The organism is Marinococcus sp. LNHM5E3-2.1, assembly GCF_056034365.1.
In genome coordinates this window covers 652,739-669,654 of the sequence record NZ_JBQLIB010000001.1, presented here as the reverse complement: position 1 = coordinate 669,654, position 16,916 = coordinate 652,739, and the positions used below count along the sequence as shown (strand labels likewise).

18 protein-coding genes are annotated in these 16,916 nt (G+C 47.1%); 3 read left to right on the top strand and 15 right to left on the bottom strand.

All coding sequences use genetic code 11. From position 1 onward, the window contains the following. Window positions 1-9 precede the first annotated feature (9 nt). The 8 genes from ACTRXH_RS03415 to ACTRXH_RS03380 all read right to left on the bottom strand — a co-directional run bounded on the left by ACTRXH_RS03415 (window position 10) and on the right by ACTRXH_RS03380 (window position 7,594). Window positions 10-1,026, bottom strand: coding sequence for a hypothetical protein (locus ACTRXH_RS03415; protein ID WP_474277603.1), 1,017 nt, complete (start codon window positions 1,024-1,026; stop codon window positions 10-12). Continuing rightward, the gene (locus tag ACTRXH_RS03410) at window positions 1,023-2,252 is read right to left on the bottom strand and encodes a glycosyltransferase family 2 protein (RefSeq protein ID WP_474277601.1); all 1,230 of its coding nucleotides are present in this window, start codon (window positions 2,250-2,252) and stop codon (window positions 1,023-1,025) included. Before ACTRXH_RS03410 ends, ACTRXH_RS03415 begins: the two co-directional genes overlap by 4 nt. Window position 2,253: 1 nt before the next feature. Beyond that, complete coding sequence (locus tag ACTRXH_RS03405) at window positions 2,254-3,030, bottom strand: hypothetical protein (protein WP_474277599.1); 777 nt, start codon at window positions 3,028-3,030, stop codon at window positions 2,254-2,256. A 1-nt stretch (window position 3,031) separates the two neighbouring features. Then, a complete protein-coding gene (wecB, locus tag ACTRXH_RS03400; protein ID WP_474277597.1) occupies window positions 3,032-4,165 on the bottom strand; it encodes a non-hydrolyzing UDP-N-acetylglucosamine 2-epimerase in 1,134 nt (377 codons plus the stop codon). A gap of 141 nt (window positions 4,166-4,306) precedes the next feature. Further along, a complete protein-coding gene (locus tag ACTRXH_RS03395) occupies window positions 4,307-4,975 on the bottom strand; it encodes a 3D domain-containing protein (protein ID WP_474277595.1) in 669 nt (222 codons plus the stop codon). A 469-nt stretch (window positions 4,976-5,444) separates the two neighbouring features. After that, window positions 5,445-5,882, bottom strand: coding sequence for an Hsp20/alpha crystallin family protein (locus tag ACTRXH_RS03390; protein ID WP_474260708.1), 438 nt, complete (start codon window positions 5,880-5,882; stop codon window positions 5,445-5,447). 139 nt (window positions 5,883-6,021) lie between these two features. Next, window positions 6,022-6,303 carry a hypothetical protein gene (locus ACTRXH_RS03385; RefSeq protein WP_474277593.1) on the bottom strand — a complete coding sequence of 94 codons (282 nt, stop codon included), beginning with the start codon at window positions 6,301-6,303 and terminating at the stop codon, window positions 6,022-6,024. 655 nt (window positions 6,304-6,958) lie between these two features. Beyond that, window positions 6,959-7,594 carry an FMN-dependent NADH-azoreductase gene (locus ACTRXH_RS03380; RefSeq protein ID WP_474277585.1) on the bottom strand — a complete coding sequence of 212 codons (636 nt, stop codon included), beginning with the start codon at window positions 7,592-7,594 and terminating at the stop codon, window positions 6,959-6,961. A 248-nt stretch (window positions 7,595-7,842) separates the two neighbouring features. Between ACTRXH_RS03380 and ACTRXH_RS03375 the strand changes: the two genes are divergently transcribed. Further along, a complete protein-coding gene (locus tag ACTRXH_RS03375) occupies window positions 7,843-8,202 on the top strand; it encodes a winged helix-turn-helix transcriptional regulator (protein ID WP_474277583.1) in 360 nt (119 codons plus the stop codon). A 57-nt stretch (window positions 8,203-8,259) separates the two neighbouring features. Here ACTRXH_RS03375 and ACTRXH_RS03370 read toward each other — a convergent pair whose 3' ends face one another. Further along, window positions 8,260-9,147, bottom strand: coding sequence for an SDR family oxidoreductase (locus ACTRXH_RS03370; protein ID WP_474277580.1), 888 nt, complete (start codon window positions 9,145-9,147; stop codon window positions 8,260-8,262). 184 nt (window positions 9,148-9,331) lie between these two features. Here ACTRXH_RS03370 and ACTRXH_RS03365 point away from each other — a divergent pair, with 184 nt between their 5' ends. Beyond that, complete coding sequence (locus ACTRXH_RS03365) at window positions 9,332-9,883, top strand: DUF7010 family protein (protein WP_474277578.1); 552 nt, start codon at window positions 9,332-9,334, stop codon at window positions 9,881-9,883. A 104-nt stretch (window positions 9,884-9,987) separates the two neighbouring features. On the opposite strand, the gene ACTRXH_RS03360 is transcribed toward ACTRXH_RS03365, so the two are convergent. Next, window positions 9,988-10,299, bottom strand: coding sequence for a hypothetical protein (locus ACTRXH_RS03360; RefSeq protein WP_474277576.1), 312 nt, complete (start codon window positions 10,297-10,299; stop codon window positions 9,988-9,990). A gap of 284 nt (window positions 10,300-10,583) precedes the next feature. Here ACTRXH_RS03360 and ACTRXH_RS03355 point away from each other — a divergent pair, with 284 nt between their 5' ends. Then, window positions 10,584-11,018 (top strand): VOC family protein, encoded by a 435-nt coding sequence (locus ACTRXH_RS03355; protein WP_474277574.1) that lies wholly within the window; start codon window positions 10,584-10,586, stop codon window positions 11,016-11,018. Between the two features lie 118 nt (window positions 11,019-11,136). On the opposite strand, the gene ACTRXH_RS03350 is transcribed toward ACTRXH_RS03355, so the two are convergent. The 5 genes from ACTRXH_RS03350 to ACTRXH_RS03330 form a co-directional block, all read right to left on the bottom strand. Continuing rightward, window positions 11,137-11,433 (bottom strand): DUF4282 domain-containing protein, encoded by a 297-nt coding sequence (locus ACTRXH_RS03350; protein ID WP_474277572.1) that lies wholly within the window; start codon window positions 11,431-11,433, stop codon window positions 11,137-11,139. A 186-nt stretch (window positions 11,434-11,619) separates the two neighbouring features. Continuing rightward, entirely contained in the window at window positions 11,620-12,948 is a 1,329-nt protein-coding gene (locus tag ACTRXH_RS03345; protein ID WP_474277570.1) for a TrkH family potassium uptake protein, read from the bottom strand. Between the two features lie 286 nt (window positions 12,949-13,234). After that, a complete protein-coding gene (locus tag ACTRXH_RS03340) occupies window positions 13,235-13,864 on the bottom strand; it encodes a class F sortase (RefSeq protein ID WP_474277568.1) in 630 nt (209 codons plus the stop codon). After that, window positions 13,833-14,669 carry a DUF4397 domain-containing protein gene (locus tag ACTRXH_RS03335; RefSeq protein ID WP_474277565.1) on the bottom strand — a complete coding sequence of 279 codons (837 nt, stop codon included), beginning with the start codon at window positions 14,667-14,669 and terminating at the stop codon, window positions 13,833-13,835. The genes ACTRXH_RS03340 and ACTRXH_RS03335 overlap by 32 nt, the downstream gene beginning before the upstream one ends. A 238-nt stretch (window positions 14,670-14,907) precedes the next feature. Next, window positions 14,908-16,860: a fructose-specific PTS transporter subunit EIIC gene (locus tag ACTRXH_RS03330; RefSeq protein ID WP_474280568.1), complete on the bottom strand. Its 1,953-nt coding sequence runs from the start codon at window positions 16,858-16,860 to the stop codon at window positions 14,908-14,910. Between the last annotated feature and the right edge of the window lie 56 nt (window positions 16,861-16,916).

The window sequence follows — 16,916 nt, the reverse complement described above, 5'->3', positions numbered from 1 at the left end:
ATTTTCTTTTTATCTACTGTCCTGTGCCTGCTCCAGCCGTTCGAGCGCAATTGCTGCCAGCATGTAATCGAAAAAATGGGTATCCTCTGCTGGGCTTGAAGCCTCGTAAAGCTCTCTCAACGGCTTCTCCCATTTTTCTGCTTCCTGAATGCTGCCATTATCAATTTCCTGGATTAAAAGCAGGGCATACACGCTTGCCGCCTCATAATTAACGGATGGTTCCTCTGAGGTCCGGTCGTAACGGCCGTAAATTTTACCTTCCTCTTCGTACTTTTCATCAATCCACTGTGCCAGCGCTTCCTTTTCAGGTGCTTCCGGGTTCATCTGCTGCATAATCAGCACCTGGTCAATCATATTCACTTCCTCCAGGTTGTACGCCTCCGGCTGCTGCTCTACAGCATTATACGATTCCAGATAAAACACGCTGCCGCTGTCCTCCGCACGCTGAATGATCTGAAGTTCCTTCAGCGGCCACCCGAACTGCTTCCATATTTCAATGGAAAAATAACTAAAATGAATTTCCGGTGATACCTGGTGCTCCTGCCAGTCGTAATAATCCCGCCAGCTTCCCTCCGAAAAATTACTGGCTCTCAGGCCGTCCTGAATCGCCCTGGACAGCTCCGTATAGCTGCTATTATTAAACTCGGCGCCAGCCTGATCGAGCACGGAGGCAATACGAACGTCATCAATCAACGCATTGGTGAATGTATTGCTCCCCTTCTTCCACTGAACCAGCTTCCCGGAAGGAACCTTTTGCAGAAGCGGTTCCAGCCGTTCTGCTTCGTCCTGAAAAAGTTCCTCCCGGCCGGTCAGCAGCAGATACTCCAAATACAGACCCTCCGCTTCAGATAAATACTCCGCCCCGCCGGTCTTCGGGTAATTCTGAATTAAGCCATTGTCGCCCCGATACTGCTCCTCCACCGTACTTACTACCGTATCCGTCTGATTGTACGCGTTGATGAAAGCAAACACCGCTGCAGCCATCATAATACTGGCTATCCCTATCATTAATTGTTTACGTGTCACGAGCTCCCGCCTTTAAACCGTTCCGTTTTGTCCCATTTAATCACTTTATGGCGCAGACGGCTTCCCACATAGGCATAAAAGCTTTTAGCGAGCAAAATCAAAAACAGCTGAGCGTAGGTGAAATACATCACGCTTCCTACGGCGACCTGCCTGGTCGTCACATCCCGCTCCAGCACCTGGGCGCTGAAAATCTGGCTCGTGTAAACAATATAGCTCATAAACCAGATCATCAAAAGCGGAACTGTAATCGCTGTGGTAAAAACATCAAAAAGACTGAGCACAAATAAAATATTGGATAAAAACAACAGGAGCACAAAAAACAGGTAGGTGATAATATGCTGAACCGAATGCAGCATGGTCGTTCTGTTCCAGAACGAAAAATCCTTGAACGATTTTTCGAGCAGATAAATGTTGCCAATTAACCAGCGCGTGCGCTGACGCAGAAAAATGGAGATCGTTTCCGGCTCCTGTTCCCACGTCTTAGCCTCCGGCACTACCGGGAGTCTCCATCCTTTCGCCGCCACCCGGATGGTTAATTCCGCATCCTCGGCGAGAGCATATTCATCGTAGCCGCCAAGCTGTTTCATCGCGTCTACTTCAAGCAGCATATTCGTACCAGCCAGGGACCCCATTTTCCACCAGTACCAGCGGCCGCTCTGCATCAGCAGCTGAAACACCTGAAACTCAAGGGCGATCATCCGCGTCAGTAAATTTTTCCTGGCATTGATCGTTTTCACATAGCCTACCGCTCCTACTGCCCTGTCGGTTTGTTCCGCAGCCTCCACCAGCTGTTTAACCGCCCCGGGCTCCGGCTGATTATCGGCATCATACACAAGAAAATATTTCGTGTCGATAAAGCTCAGGCCGTAGTTCAGCACCCGCGACTTTCCCTTCGGCTCCCCCGGGGGAACCTGAATGTAGTGAATACGGGAAAACATCCGGCTGTAAGCAAGGCCGATCTCTTCCGTTTCATCAGATGAATTGTCATCAAGCAGAAATACCCGAAGCTCCCCGGGATAATCCAGCGCATTCATCGCCTTCAGCGTTTCCTTCATAACCACACCTTCATTATGGGCAGGGATAAATATCGAAACGGAAGGATAGTCATTCAGTTCTTTATAAGGATACAGCCGCCGTCTGTGAATAACGCCGCCTACCGCCAGCCACGAATAATACAGCAAAAGGGCCCAGAAAAAGCTCATCACGCATATAAAAAATATTGTCACTTCAGGCCCCCGCCTTCTGCTGTTGTAAATGCTCCCGCGTTGCTTCGAGACTGTAGCTCTGTATTTCGGCGTAACGCAGCTCATACGGTGGTTCTATCATTGATACCTTTTCCTTGCAGTTTTCGTTAATCCGCTCGAGCACAATGCGCAGCCCCTTTTCATCCGTGTTCTGCAAAAACATCGTAAAGCTTTGGTCCCCGTTATTGGTTACCAGATCAAACCGGCTCCGGATCGAATCGATTAACACGCCGCTCATAACCTCCTGCAGTGCATCCTGCGTGTAGACAGAGCTGCGGAGCATGACTTCAACGAGAAATCCCTGCTCCCGGCGCCTTTGCATACCTGTTAAAAACAATTCCGCCTGATTGTTAAATTCACTGTTGGAAAGCATCATCAGCTCACCCTGGTATTTTTCCAGCTCCCTTACTTTCTGGCGCAGCGAATGGTTTTCCTCCACAGCTGTTTTCACCGAAACGAAAAACAGCCAGAACGAAATAACAAAGATGCTGAAAAGAATATGATGAAGAATTAATTCCTCCTGGGGAGGCGCTGCAGCAAAAAACATGCTCCACCCCGTCAGAAAAAATCCATACACCAGTACTGACACGAGGGCAGCGGGAAAAATCAACCGTGTGGGAAGTAAAATTACGACCCCCAGCAGCAGGCCGATGACAGATGTCACCATCAAACTAAGCACGGAGCTGCTGAACCATATCAGCGCCAGCATAGACAGAGCCATAAGACCGGACAACAGCACCATAGACTGAATAATTCTCATATTATTCTCTCCCCGCAGCCTGCGCGGAAGCGTAGTGCTTTTCCAGCATGCTGATAATTCGTTCTGCGGCTCTGCCATCGCCATACGGGTTAATGCCGCCTGCCATCTGCTGATAGCTTTGTTCATCGGTTAAAAGGTTCACGACGCACTGAACAATGGCTTCACGATTTGTTCCAATAAGCTTTAACACGCCTGCAGCAACCCCTTCCGGGCGCTCGGTCTGATCCCTGAGCACAAGCACCGGCTTATTCAGGGAGGGTGCTTCCTCCTGAACGCCTCCGGAATCTGTCAAAATAAGCATCGAACGGGAGGCAATATTATGAAAATCAACCGTATTTAGCGGCTCTGTTAAATGGATCCGCGGATGGTTTTGAAGCATTTGTTCAGCAAGCTCACGAACAGCAGGATTTTTATGAACCGGAAACAGGATATGAATATCCGGAAAAAAGTCGAGAATATCGTGCAGGGCCAGGAAAATATTCTTCATATTAACGCCGAGGTTTTCTCTGCGGTGCACGGTAACCAGTATAAAATCATGCCCGTTTATATGCTCCAGCAGTTCATGCTTATACTGCTTCTTTAATGTGAAACTTAAGCAGTCAATGCCCGTGTTGCCGGTCACATGTATGCCCGCAGCATCAATATTTTCCGCCAGTAAATTTTGTTTGGCTAATTCCGTCGGTGCAAAATGCCAATCCGCCAATCTCGACACCAGCTGTCGGTTCATTTCCTCCGGATACGGCGCATATTTATCATATGTACGAAGCCCGGCCTCGATATGCCCGATATCTACCTTTTGATAAAAAGCCGCCAGACTGGCAGCTAACGTCGTCGTTGTGTCCCCGTGCACCAAAACGACAGTAGGCTGTTCGCGCTGCATGACCGGCTCCAGACGCTCCAGTACTTTGGAGGTAATACCTGTAAGTGTCTGGCTTTTCTCCATCACCTTCAGGTCTACATCCACCTGCAGCTCAAACAGCTCCAGCGCCTGCTCAACCATTTCTTTATGCTGACCGGTCGTTACCAGGGTCAATTCAAATTGCTCATTTCCTGAAATTTTATGTACGAGCGGAGCCATTTTTATAACCTCCGGCCGGGTTCCGACTACACACATTATTTTGCATAGATCACTCACATTCGTGCCTCCAGTATAATATTTTCGGTATAAAATATTATACTGTTATTAACAAAAATTTCCTATGATACAAACCTATTGAACTGTGACACAAAAAAATCCTCTCCAGCTCTGGAGAGGATTTCTGCTTAGTGCTATTGATTAGTCGACTACTGTTACTTCGACGTCCTGACGGCCGAAGGAATAAGCGTCAGATTTAGTCGGCACGTGGATGTCAATGCGGTCGTTATTAATCGCACCGCCAGTGTCTGCTGCTTCATACGTACCCATGCCTTCGATTTTCACTGTAGAACCGAGTGGGATAACGTCTGGGTCCACAGCGATAACGTTCGCGTCACGGTCGTTGTTCAGGTTAACGCCAGTTGCCGTGATGCCGCTGCAGCCTGCACATTCAGCTGTGTATGCCGTAGCTTCCATGGTCATTGTGTCGCCACCGCTTGTGCTGTTCGAGGACTCGGAAGTCGAAGCGCCTGCTACTTCTTCGCTGGAGGAATCAGATGAGCTGGATCCACCGAGAGCTGCCTGTGTTTCCGGACCGGCTACGCCGAAGTAGTTGCCGGCAGAAGAAGAAATGCCGTTATCTGCCTGAAAGTCTTTGACAGCACTTTCTGTTCTAGGTCCGAATGTGGAGCCGGTGTTTCCGTGGAAATAGCCTTTTTCCTTCAGCGTGTCCTGAAGCTCCGCAACAGAAGAGTTAACGTCTCCTCTGTCCATTTGGCCGTGGTCGCTGATGGATGCGTCCGCTGCCTGTGGTGCTCCGAATACGACGCCTGCTGTAATTGCTGTTCCAAATAATGTTTTTTTCATCATGTTGATTCAACCTCCGAGGTAAAAATATTTTTTTCGTCCCGATGACGATGCCCAATGAATTGTTTGCCTATATGATTACTTACCTTTACGTCACTATTGCATGAATTAAGTTGGTTGTTAAATGTAGTTGATTGCTGAATTACTTATGTGCTTTCTCTCAAACACAACGCTTCCGATTATGACGCGGGGTCCTGAAAATATCAACAGCATTAATTTAGTTGTAATCTCCTCTTAATAAACTTTCATTTTATGTAAAAAAAGCAGACCCAAGGGCCTGCTTCGAAGCTTTAAGAAGATATAAACAGCGGTTTACCCACCAGAATTTGTCACAAAATATTACAATCAGATTACCGCCTTCAAAATGAAGGCAGGTAATTCTTCTTGATTCAAAGCATTTAACACGGTTGTGCCAGTATTTTCAGCATATTCAAGTGCAAAAACGAATATTTACAGTTTGTCTGTAATATTTCTATTGAATATCGATTTGTTTTTTATTTACAGACCGTTTTTCTTCTTTTGGAAGCTGCAGCTTCAGTACGCCGTTTTCAAAAGAAGCCTGGATATCGTCATCCTTAACATTCTCAAGTGTTATACGCCGGCGGAATTCGCCGTAGCTGCGTTCTCTGTGCACGTAGTCGTCATGGTCAATGTCCTGCTTTTCCTCCCGCTTCGCGCTTATCGAAAGCACCGGTGCTTCATATTCCACCCGGATATTTTCCTTTCGAAAGCCAGGGAGCTCCGCTTCGACTACGTATTCTTTGTCTTCTTCACGAACATCCAGCTTAAACTTGTTCATGTCCTGAAGCGGCTCCAAAAAGCGGTCATTCAGCAAATCTCCAAATCCAAAACCACGGGACAGGTCCGGGAAAAACCCACGATTACGGCGATTAGGTGTTAAATCTGCCATCATGCATTCCTCCTTATTCGAAGTAATGGTGTTTTCATTATTAATTATATACGCTCATTATGGATATTAAACTATTTTCCGCAAAAAAAATTTAGAAAAAACATCCCTCCCGGCGATAGGAAAGGATGCTTCAGAGTTACTATTTCTTCAGCTTTTTCGGCAGCTTGCCTTTTGCTTTTTTCTTCAGGAGCTTTTTCTGCTTCGCCAATTTTTTCGGTGTGCTCTTCTTTTTGTTTAAAATATAACGCGGTTTTTTCGATTTTTTCTTTTTATCCTTTTTCTTGCCTTTATCATCGTCATCCGGCGTCAGGCCTTTTTTAATCTTACGTGTGATAAGCGGAAGGGATCCGCCGATCAGACTGCCTGTAGCTACCCAGCCGTAGCCTTTATTTTCCTTGTTATTTTCGTTTTTCTCTGCCATGTAATCATCTCCTTTGATAGTTGAATTGGCTAGTAACGTTTGTACTTTATAAATGCTCCCGCTTAAAAAAGCAATTGCTCATACATATCTATTTTCCGAACTATTAATATTTCAAACAAATTTTCACGATAAAATGCCTTTTCCACCTCTATATTTGCACATAAATATGGATATTTCCCTTTATTTTTAAAAGCAGGAACGCTCCGTTATGTCTTCATTTTTCTTCGAATCAATTAATTATCTCCGCGAGCACAAAGCTTATCGTGCTCATAAGCAGAAGCCCCGCCAATATTCTAAACCATGTCGCTTCAGCCCCATTGATGCTTTCCTTTGCCCCACCAATGTAATTCCATATGAGCAAAACATTGGCTATCAATAATAACGGGTAGGATAGGGCGGTGTTACCCAGATAGTTTTGTCCGGTGAAAGCCAAAATGTTGATGACAAAAACCCAAATAAAAAATCAGACCATTAAACAAGAATATCAGCGTCGTGCGTATTCGATTGTGCCCCGGTTCCATGCCCTTCCCCTACTTTTTATAACCTAAAATATTACAAAGTATTGCAGCAAAAATTTCCTTTTCTGCCTACCTCTCCTATGTTTTCCCACAAAAAAAACGCCGGCAGTTTCCTGCCGGGCGGGTTGATTGATTCGTTATACTTTTTGGTACGCTACGCGGGAAGCAGCTTCCGCAACTTCCTTGAGTCCAGCGTCGATGATTTCCTCTGCCTGGTCCGGGTTGGCATTATGGCCTTCGATTACTACTTCATCTACGATATCCATACCATACAGACCGCCAAAAATGTTCTGCATGTACGCAAGCGCCATATCCATGCCGGCCATTTCCGGAGCGGAATACACGCCGCCGCGGGCGTTCAGAAAGATTACTTTTTTCTCTGGCATCAGCGGAATCAACGCACCTTCCGGGCTGTATTTAAACGTGTAGCCGGCTTCAGCGATATAGTCAATAAAGGTCTGAAGCTTAGCAGGAATTGTCAGGTTCCACAGCGGAAAGGCAAATACGACCAGATCAGCAGCGCTGAAGGCGTCCTTTGCTTTCTGCTTGGCGGCAAGCACCCGGCGGTCCATCTCGGTTGGCTCCCCGTCTGTCGCAAGGCGTCCGAAAGCGTCAAAGAAGTCCTGGCCGAAATACGGGGTATCCTCTTCAAACACGTCGTAGGTCTCGACGTTCAATGCGCCCGCATTCTGGACGTTTTCCAGAAACGTTTCGTACATTTTCGTGGAAATGCCATCCGGGCGGTTATTTGCTTTTACTAGTAATACGTTCACAGCTATCCCTCTTTTTCTTAAATGTTTAATTTTTCTCTGCTCCTATTATTTTAGTCGCTCCGTTCGCGAAAACAAGTACGCACTTAAAAGTGGTATAGTTCCCTTGAGGGTACCAATGACGGATTTCAAAGAGCGTAAGCAAAAAAGTTCGCTTTCATGGTGGAACATGGTAGTATGTACATACTGAATTGCATGCAAGAAAATACTTACATACCTGCTTTGTAAAATCATACTAAGGAGTGGCATTAATGAAAAAAGAAGTCGAATTCTGTCAGTTTCAGGAGGCGCTCGGTATCCTAGTCGGAAAATGGAAGCCTGTCATCCTTGTGCATCTCCTTAATGACGGCACGCAGCGCTTCAGCGTATTAAAACGAAAAATGCCGGGCATCACCCAGCGCATGCTCACCAAGCAGCTGCGCGAGCTCGAGGATGAAGATATTATCCAGCGCGTCATTTATCCGGAAATTCCGCCCAAGGTAGAGTATTCCATTACCGAATACGGTCGGAGCCTGGAGCCGATACTCGAAGCGATGCACGAGTGGGGCAGCTCCCACGTTGCCCGCAAGCAGGCAGAGGAGCCGGAGACCCAGGAGGAAAAACTCTCCTAAAAATTAAGCACCCATCTCCCGCTAATCCGGGAAATGGGTACTTTTCGTCTGTATTTATTAATTTGCGTTCAAGCCGCCGGTCGCGCTGTATACGTGACCGGTCACATAGCTTGCCTGATCGGAGGCGAGGAATACGTAGATGCCGGAAAGCTCCGCCGGCTGACCGGCACGTCCAAGCGGTGTCTCCGGCGTTTCTTCCCCAAATTTCGGGATATTTTCAGCCGGCTGGCCGCCGGAAATCTGGAGCGGAGACCAAAACGGTCCCGGCGCGACCGAGTTTACCCGGATGCCCTGGGAGGCTACCTGCTTGGCCAGTGCTTTCGTAAATCCGATGATAGTACTTTTGGTCGCCGCATAATCCAGAAGCATTGGCGACGGATCGTAGCCTTCCACGGACGTCGTTGTGATGATCGATCCGCCCTCCGGCATATGCGGCAGTGCTTCCTGTGTCATCCAGTACATGGAAAACACGTTCGTTTCAAACGTGGAAACAATCTGCTCCGTAGTAAGATCTGCAATATCTTTCACGGCCTGCTGTTTGCCGGCAACAAGCGCGAGAATGTCCAGTCCGCCGAGTTCATCCACTGCGGACTGTACGAGTTCGCGGGAGAACGTTTCGCTTCTCAGATCTCCCGGCAGAAGAACCGCTTTACGCCCGGCCTGTTCAATCATTTCTTTTACGTCCTGGGCGTCCGGCTCCTCGTCTGGCAGATAGTTGATCGCCACATCAGCACCTTCACGGGCGTACGCAATCGCCGCCGCCCGGCCGATGCCGGAATCGCCGCCGGTAATGAGCGCTTTTCGCCACTTCAGCTGTCCGGTGCCCTCATAGCTGCTTTCGCCGCAGTCCGGCTGCGGATTCATATATTTCTGCACACCAGGCGGGTCCTGGTACTGCTTTGGATAATCGTCATGATAATACTGTTTACGTGGATCCTGTGTCATGCTGAAAATCTCCTTTATTTACATAACTTATATACATGGTTTTTCATTTCCTTTTCATGACAAATTGAAACATTCAATAGTATTTTCACATAAAAAATTAACGGACCGGTTGCTGTCCCACCTCCCATAAAAGACATTTTGTGGTAAGCTTAAATTCATTATATTGCGTAGCGGAGGTGAAGCTGTGGAGGTTCAAGCTTGCAGAAAAGATGTGTCGGTAAACGGGAAAAAAGGTATTGCTTTTTTAATGGCTGCAGTCTTGATTTGGGGATTGATTACAATTGTTTTTGTCCTTTCCTTCGATTTATACACTAAAAACATTCTCATGCTCTGCTCCTCAGGGCTGATGCTTCCACTGGCGATACTGTTCTCCCGCCTCCTGCGGGCGGAATGGAAGTTTGATGAAAACCCGCTCGGGAGTCTCGGTCTCAGCCTGAACCTTGCGCAGTTAGCCTATTTTCCATTGATTTTTTGGGCCATAGCGGCCAGTCCCACTGATACCGTACTAATTTTTGCCGTCATTACCGGCGCGCACTTTTTCCCATACGGATGGTTTTACGACGGGCTTCCCTATTATGTGATGGCCCCGGTCAGCACTATTAGTGTAACCATTCTTGCTGCCGCGCAGAATGATGGCGGCCGGTGGCTCGTGCCTGCTGCCATGGTTGTACTACTTCTCATTTTGATATGGTGGCTGACACGGGATTACCGGCGGAAGCTTGATTCACACATATAAAAGACTCATGACCCTTCGTTCTGGAAGGATCATGAGTTTTTAACTGTCATCAGTAATTCATAAATCACTATACTCGATATCGGGTAGTACTTTTGATTTGAGACTTAGTAATACTCTGATTCGGTCGACCATGTTTCCCCCTGGTCCACCATATCGAATGTGTAATTATAGGCAAATTCACCGTAGGGCTCCTGCACCCATACCTTCCCCGAGACCGAATACGTTTTACCATCGTCTTCAGCATAAATATCTGTATGCTCAATGCCTGAAATTTGGTTTAATGTATAACCATTTTCATGAATTTCATCCTCAATTAATCTTGTCGCTTCATCATAAATGTATTGCTCGTCATATCCCCCGCCGCAAGCCCCTAACAAAAACACCAGACTAGTTATCAAAAGCAGCATTCTCTTCATCCTGGAACCCCCTCATGATATTTTACCCAACTGCAACTAAGATAAATTACCTACATACTTATCATACAATTTTTGGAATGTGATTGAAATATTAATTTGTCACTTAATTGTAAAAATTACAAATATTTTTGGGAGCTGCAGTTTTCCCTTATCAAGCAATGAAGTTTTCAGGAATAGATTGAAACAGGCAGGGATTTTAATACCATGAGTAGAAATCAGTAGCACGTTTGAAACACCCATTTGAAGAAAAATATTTATAATTCTGTAAAGGGAGTGTGCGTGCCATGACTGGTGTTGAAATCGATATGGTAGTAACTGACAGCTTAAAAGCCCTGGAGCTGTACGAAAAAATACTTGAGATTGAAACAATGGAGGTATCAGACTTTCCCCGGGGTGAAAATGAAGTACTTTTCACTCTGTATGATGTCCCGTTCCATCTATTGGATGAAAACCCGGCCTTCCATTTGACCGCTCCCACCCCGGACGACCCAAAAACACTCTGGTTCAACATCACAGTTCCAGATATCGAGGCGACCTACGAAAAAGCCATCAACGCTGGCTGCAGTGAAGTACAGCCGGTCACGAATCTGCCTGATCACGGCGTAGCAAATGCTGTTTTCATGGATACCTTTGGTTATATCTGGATGCTGCATCAGGTGTATGAGGAAGTGAGTTTTGAGGAGCGCAAGCGGCTCTGGGAGGAAAAACGGGCAAATTAACAAACCTGTAAAATTCAGCTGCTGATCTGCAAATACTAGAAAAACCGCGTCTTTTTTAGACACGGTTTTTCTGATTTTTATCATATCAATCATTCGCAGGAATAATAAAATGAATATGTTATAAGTCCCGGGGATTGCTCGATTCAAATTTTGAAAGCTTCGTATTGATTTCATGCAGCGACTCCTGCATTTTAAAGAACACAATCAACAGTTCGCAGTAGATTCTGGTAAATAACGGTCCGAGCACAAGAGTTATCAATCCAAGCAACACCTGGGAGCCTCCGCCAAAATCACTGGTAACACCAGCGCCGATTTGGAATATCCCAATCAGAACCGACAGGCCCACCCCGATAAAAAAGATTATTTTAATAATCATCGGTGTAATCATCTTATTAAAGTTCAAGAAACTATACATTTTTTCACCTCCTTTTTATAAACGAATGACTATATTACCATAAAAATTCCTTAAATTATATGTTTTTCTGTTTTATGTGCAAATTTTACGCAAACTATAGTCCCGGTATTTGAGCACACGTACAAGCAGACGCCCACCGAAGCTTTTCGGGAAACGGCTGCTTTTTTAAATTACAGGCTGCAGGATTTATCCGGTAAAAATATCGCCCTGCGGGTAACGCACGTGCGTTTTTTTCGGCTTGGCCAGTGAAAAGGCGAGCGTCACTGAGCCTATCCGGCCGACAAACATAATGAGGATAATTACTACTTTTCCAATCATGCTGAGGTCCTCGGTGAGTCCCATTGTAAGGCCGACCGTACCAAATGCTGAGAACACTTCAAATACGATGTATTCAAATGAAGCCTGCTCGGTGAGCGATAAAATAAATATCCCCGAAAACACTACGGCAAATCCAAGTACAGTAATCGCGAGCGCCCGTTCAATAATGGCCGGAGCGATGCGGCGGCGGAAGGCGGTTAGATCTTCCTCTCGTTTAATGTACTTCACCGCAGCCAGAATGATTACCAGAAATGTTGTCAGTTTAATCCCGCTTGCTGTCGAAGCGCTGCCGGCACCGATGAACATAAGCATCATAATGAATACGATTGTCTGAATCTGCATATCGGCAATGTTGACGGTATTAAATCCGGCAGTCCTCGGCGATACCGCCTGGAAATAGGATGTCCACAGCTGCTCCCCGAGCGAAAGTGATGTCGTTGTCTGTGGATTAATATATTCAAACAAAAATACAATAGTCACGGCTGCAACGTTCAGTGCCAGTGTACCGACGATCATCAATTTCGAATGGAGCGTCAGTGTGCGGAATTTCCGTTTTTCCCACACATCATACAGTACCGTGAACCCGATACCGCCGATAATAAACGAGGAAGAGATCGCAATATTCACCGCTGGATTGCCGGCGTACTGCATCAGATTGCTGTCCCAAAGAGCAAAGCCGGCGTTGTTAAAGGCGGAGACCGCGTGAAACACGCTGTAGTACAGGCCTCTGCTCCACCCGTACTCCGGCACCCACTGGGTGGCTAGTGCGGCGGCTGCAAGCGATTCCACGCTCAAAGAAAAAATGACGAGAATCTGCACAAGCTTCACGACTCCGCCCAGCGCCGGCTGATTCAATGACTCCTGAACGAGGAGCCGGCTGCGCAGACCAATGCGTTTACCGAGCAGAAGCACAATAAACACCGTAACCGCCATAAACCCAAGCCCGCCAAGCTGGATCATGACCATAATTACGGTCTGGCCGAACACCGTAAACCCGTTTCCCGGGCTGACCGTTACCAGGCCGGTTACGGTCGTTGCAGAGGCTGCCGTAAACAAGGCATCAATTACGCTGATCGGGCTCGTGACGGATACAGGAAGCATTAACAGCGCCGTCCCCAGGGTAATGACAACAAGAAAGCCCGAGGCAAGAATCTGCGGAGGCGTCATGCTCCGCATTAACCATGATAGAAAAGTCATTTCACATCGCTCTATTCTGCAAAAGGTAGTACTGCGGTTGGGAAACTATTTCTGGCTTGAAAAATATTCCTTCTGTTTTTTCTATCATACAAAAATCTCTGCTGTTTAACTATATTTTTTTTATCTGCTTTTGCTCTCTCTTCGATGCCTACCCGCGCCCCTCCCTGCCACCGGGTGTAACCTGCCAAAATAGAACAACTGTCGTTAAACACAAAAAAACCCGAATCGTGGACACTGGTTACTGTGTCCACGATTCAGGCTTTGTTTAACCAAAAGCAGGCTTTCACTATTCATCCACCACCGAGGCGGTGACCACCAGTCTCTCCCGATGAGTGCCGGCGTCATTGTCAAACTCTCCAGTGCATGTGATCAGCTGCAGCGTCCGTTCGCTGGAGGCGCCAAAAATCTGCTGGATGGGAGCATCGTCATACGGATAAGATGCGGCTGATTCCACTTCAAACGTAATCGTTTCTCCATTATCACCGGTTACTTCGATTAAGTCTCCCTTCTTGAGTTTATCGAGATGGTAAAATACCGCAGGACCGGAGCGGTCATTCACATGGCCTGCGATGACCGCATTTCCCTGCTGTCCCGGTTTAAACCCCGGCGAAAACCAGCCGGTGTCCTCCCCGTTATCCGGTACTTCCATGCCGCCGTTTTCCGTGTATCCCATATCATCCACTGCCGCTTTTAGATCAATTGAGCTTATTCTGATTTCTGCCGGTGAAATCGACTGAGCTGATGAAACTGTTTGTGTTTCTGTCCGCTTCCCGATTTCCGAAGCTTTTGCCCCTTCTATTGACGCTTCTGAATATGCCGTTTCAGCTTCCGTAAATTCCTCTGAGCTTCCGGTTAAAAAAAGAATCAGGATAGCGAAGAGAATGCTATGAAGAAGCGCCCGCGCGGCGGCGTGCATAGTACCCAACCCCGAGACCAGCTGCCAGCAGGCCAGCCAATCCATACATCATCATGTTATCTGTTCCAGCTGCTCCAGTCTGTGGCATTTCAGATGGCATACTTTCACTGGAAGGGGTTGCCAGTATAATTGCATCAAGTTCCGGATCGCCCTCTGCAAAACCAACCGCAAGCACGGAATAGTTCATGCCTTCTTCAAGCTCTGTTCCAGCAAGGTCGAGTACTACATCCTCGGTTCCTGTTGGACGTACTTCGAGATCATAGGATCCGGCTTCCACTTCCATATAATCCGTCACTCCGGTAAACGGAGCGTCTTCAAACAAAATGTCTCCGTCTGTTACCGCGACATCAACATTTGGAGCGTCAGGAGAAAAGTGTGCGACTCTTACGTTCGCCATTCCCTCTGCTGCTTCCTGATTGTCCTCGAGCACGCTCAGCTCAATGTCTTCCAGCGTGTTTATGGCTGCTGCTGTGTAAGCTTCGCCCTCTTCCACATCAAGTGTACCGGACAATACAGGATCGCCTTCGCCTTCTTCACCAGCAGCAAATATTTCTACCTCGCGCTCACCTTCCGGTACTTCCAAATAATCAGTTGCATCCTTGAAGGCCGCCCCTTCGACTACAGCCTCTCCATCAACGTAAACATCAACCTCGGGTGCATCAGGAGAAGCGTGAACAATTCTTACCATCCCGCTGTCTTCCGAGCCGCCTTCCTCCGTATCATGACTGTCGGCCAACGCTGTGCCTCCTCCAGCTAAACTAAACACCAGCGCACCAGTTAACATGGATCCAGCAACCTTTTTCATTTCTCCGCCTTCTTTCCAAAATAGGATGTGTTTCTCCGGGGCGGGTACTATGCAACCAATTATCAGAAGCATAGTTGGTTTTACTATATCCTTTTTTGCTATGCTTCAAACGTTGATTTCACAATTTTCAAACAAATATTTCTGCGTAAATATAAAAAGTCGCAACGGCTGCCAATAGAATGAGAAAAGCACCCTGCTGTCAGGATGCTTTTCTCAGGTTGGACTTATTTAATTGCCATTATTGGATCGTTTTTAACAGTTCGTAAGCTTCCTCGTCAGATGCAGTATTTAATAACTGCTCCCGGAAGGAATCATCCATCAGCTTTCTCGACAGCATCTGGAGTATTTTCAGATGATCCTCTCCCTGTCTCTCTACAGGGACAGCAATCATAAATATTAGATTGGCTTCTGTCTTATCCGCACTGTCCCAGTCGACGCCCTGCGTCTGTCTTCCAAAGGCTACCGCAGGCTCCTTCACAGTATCCGATTTTCCGTGAGGTATAGCAATTCCCATTCCAAGTCCTGTACTGCTTTCTTCCTCTCTCGCCAGAATCGCGTTTTTGAACATTTCCTCTGATTCCACTATCCCCTGCCGGTCGAGCATGTGTATCATTTCATCCACTACTTCATTTCGCGTCTGGCCATGCAGGTTTGTATTTACAAGATCAGGCGTCATAATATCTTTTAACTGAGTAATCTGCTTATCCTTATTATGATGCGTTTCCGGAGCAGGAGCCGCTTCTGCAGAAGTTCTTTCAGCGACCTCCGTGGAATTATTTTCCTCAGGAACCCCGGCGTACGCTACATCCCGTTTCAGGGTGTTAATAAGCAGCGCCGTCACGATGGTACCGACAATTGCAGCTACGAAGAACATGAGAATGTTATCCACCGCGCCGAGCACAGCAACGATAGGACCACCGTGGGCCACCCGGTCGCCGACTCCTGATAGCATAGCAATAACAGAGCCAGTCATCGAACCGACAACGATACTCGGTATTACCCGAAGCGGATCCTGGGCCGCGAATGGAATGGCCCCTTCCGTGATCCCAAACAGACCCATCGTAAACGAGGCTTTTCCTGTTTCGCGTTCGGCCTGCTGGTATTTCCTTTTGTTTAAAAATGTCGCAAGCCCCATGCCAAGCGGTGGAATACAAATGGCTACAGCAATGGCCCCCATGATTTCGTAATTTCCTTCGGCAATCATGGCAGCTCCAAATAGAAATGCTACTTTATTAAACGGTCCACCCATATCGACGGCAATCATTCCGCCCAGTATCAGTGCAAGTAGAAAGGAACTGGCCCCCTGCATGCCCTCAAGCCACTGGGTCAATCCTTCAAAAATGCCCGCAACCGGTGCTCCGATAATGAAAATGAACAGCAGTCCGACCGCTAGTGAAGCAAGTATCGGAATGAAAATAATAGGCATTACAGGCTGTATGGCCTTTGGCACCTTGATTTTCTTAATACCGAGGGCGATATACCCGGCGAGAAAACCAGCAATAATACCGCCGATGAATCCGGCCCCGGCCTCACTTCCGTAGAAGCTTCCGTTAACGGCAATGTAGCCTCCGATAATCCCCGGAGCCAGTCCCGGCCGGTCCGCAATGCTTACTGCGATAAAGCCGGCCAGTATAGGAACCATAAAACTGAAGGAGGCTGCCCCGAGATTTTCAATCTGCTTCCAGAAGGAACCTTCAGGAATTTGTATCCCTTCAGGCGTCTGATTGCCGCCTAAAGCTAAAGAAATAGCAATAAGCAGCCCCCCGACCACAATAAACGGAATCATATAGGAAACACCATTCATTAAGTGCTTATACACGGGGTTTTCCTTATCTTTCTTTTTGGCTTTCACTGTTTCCGCATTTGGCATCGCACCTTTGTAAACGGATACATTTCCTTCCATAATTCGCTGAATTAAATCCTTTGGCTGGCGTATCCCATCCTGCACGCCTACCACCAGTAAAGGCTTTCCGCCGAAACGCTCTTTGGAGACTTCCTTGTCACTGGCAATAATAATGCCGTCTGCTTCCGCAATATCCTGCTCTGTCAGCTCATTTTCCACACCGATGGAGCCCTGGGTTTCCACTTTGATTTCAACGCCAAGCTCGCTTCCGGCTTTCTGTAGATTTTCAGCCGCCATGTATGTATGGGCAATGCCAACCGGACAGGCGGTGACCGCTAGTACCTTCATCCGTTTCCCTCCTCTGTAATTTCTGTTTTCATCATAAAACGGAAATTACAAAAAAT

Bases quoted from the DNA above. Each gene is read 5' to 3' on its own strand.
- ACTRXH_RS03405 (WP_474277599.1), bottom strand. From the start codon at position 3,030: ATGAGAATTATTCAGTCTATGGTGCTGTTGTCCGGTCTTATGGCTCTG.
- ACTRXH_RS03395 (WP_474277595.1), bottom strand. From the start codon at position 4,975: ATGATGAAAAAAACATTATTTGGAACAGCAATTACAGCAGGCGTCGTA.
- ACTRXH_RS03390 (WP_474260708.1), bottom strand. From the start codon at position 5,882: ATGGCAGATTTAACACCTAATCGCCGTAATCGTGGGTTTTTCCCGGAC.
- ACTRXH_RS03385 (WP_474277593.1), bottom strand. From the start codon at position 6,303: ATGGCAGAGAAAAACGAAAATAACAAGGAAAATAAAGGCTACGGCTGG.
- ACTRXH_RS03375 (WP_474277583.1), top strand. From the start codon at position 7,843: ATGAAAAAAGAAGTCGAATTCTGTCAGTTTCAGGAGGCGCTCGGTATC.
- ACTRXH_RS03370 (WP_474277580.1), bottom strand. From the start codon at position 9,147: ATGACACAGGATCCACGTAAACAGTATTATCATGACGATTATCCAAAG.
- ACTRXH_RS03360 (WP_474277576.1), bottom strand. From the start codon at position 10,299: ATGAAGAGAATGCTGCTTTTGATAACTAGTCTGGTGTTTTTGTTAGGG.
- ACTRXH_RS03355 (WP_474277574.1), top strand. From the start codon at position 10,584: ATGACTGGTGTTGAAATCGATATGGTAGTAACTGACAGCTTAAAAGCC.
- ACTRXH_RS03350 (WP_474277572.1), bottom strand. From the start codon at position 11,433: ATGTATAGTTTCTTGAACTTTAATAAGATGATTACACCGATGATTATT.
- ACTRXH_RS03345 (WP_474277570.1), bottom strand. From the start codon at position 12,948: ATGACTTTTCTATCATGGTTAATGCGGAGCATGACGCCTCCGCAGATT.
- ACTRXH_RS03340 (WP_474277568.1), bottom strand. From the start codon at position 13,864: ATGCACGCCGCCGCGCGGGCGCTTCTTCATAGCATTCTCTTCGCTATC.
- ACTRXH_RS03335 (WP_474277565.1), bottom strand. From the start codon at position 14,669: ATGAAAAAGGTTGCTGGATCCATGTTAACTGGTGCGCTGGTGTTTAGT.
- ACTRXH_RS03330 (WP_474280568.1), bottom strand. From the start codon at position 16,860: ATGAAGGTACTAGCGGTCACCGCCTGTCCGGTTGGCATTGCCCATACA.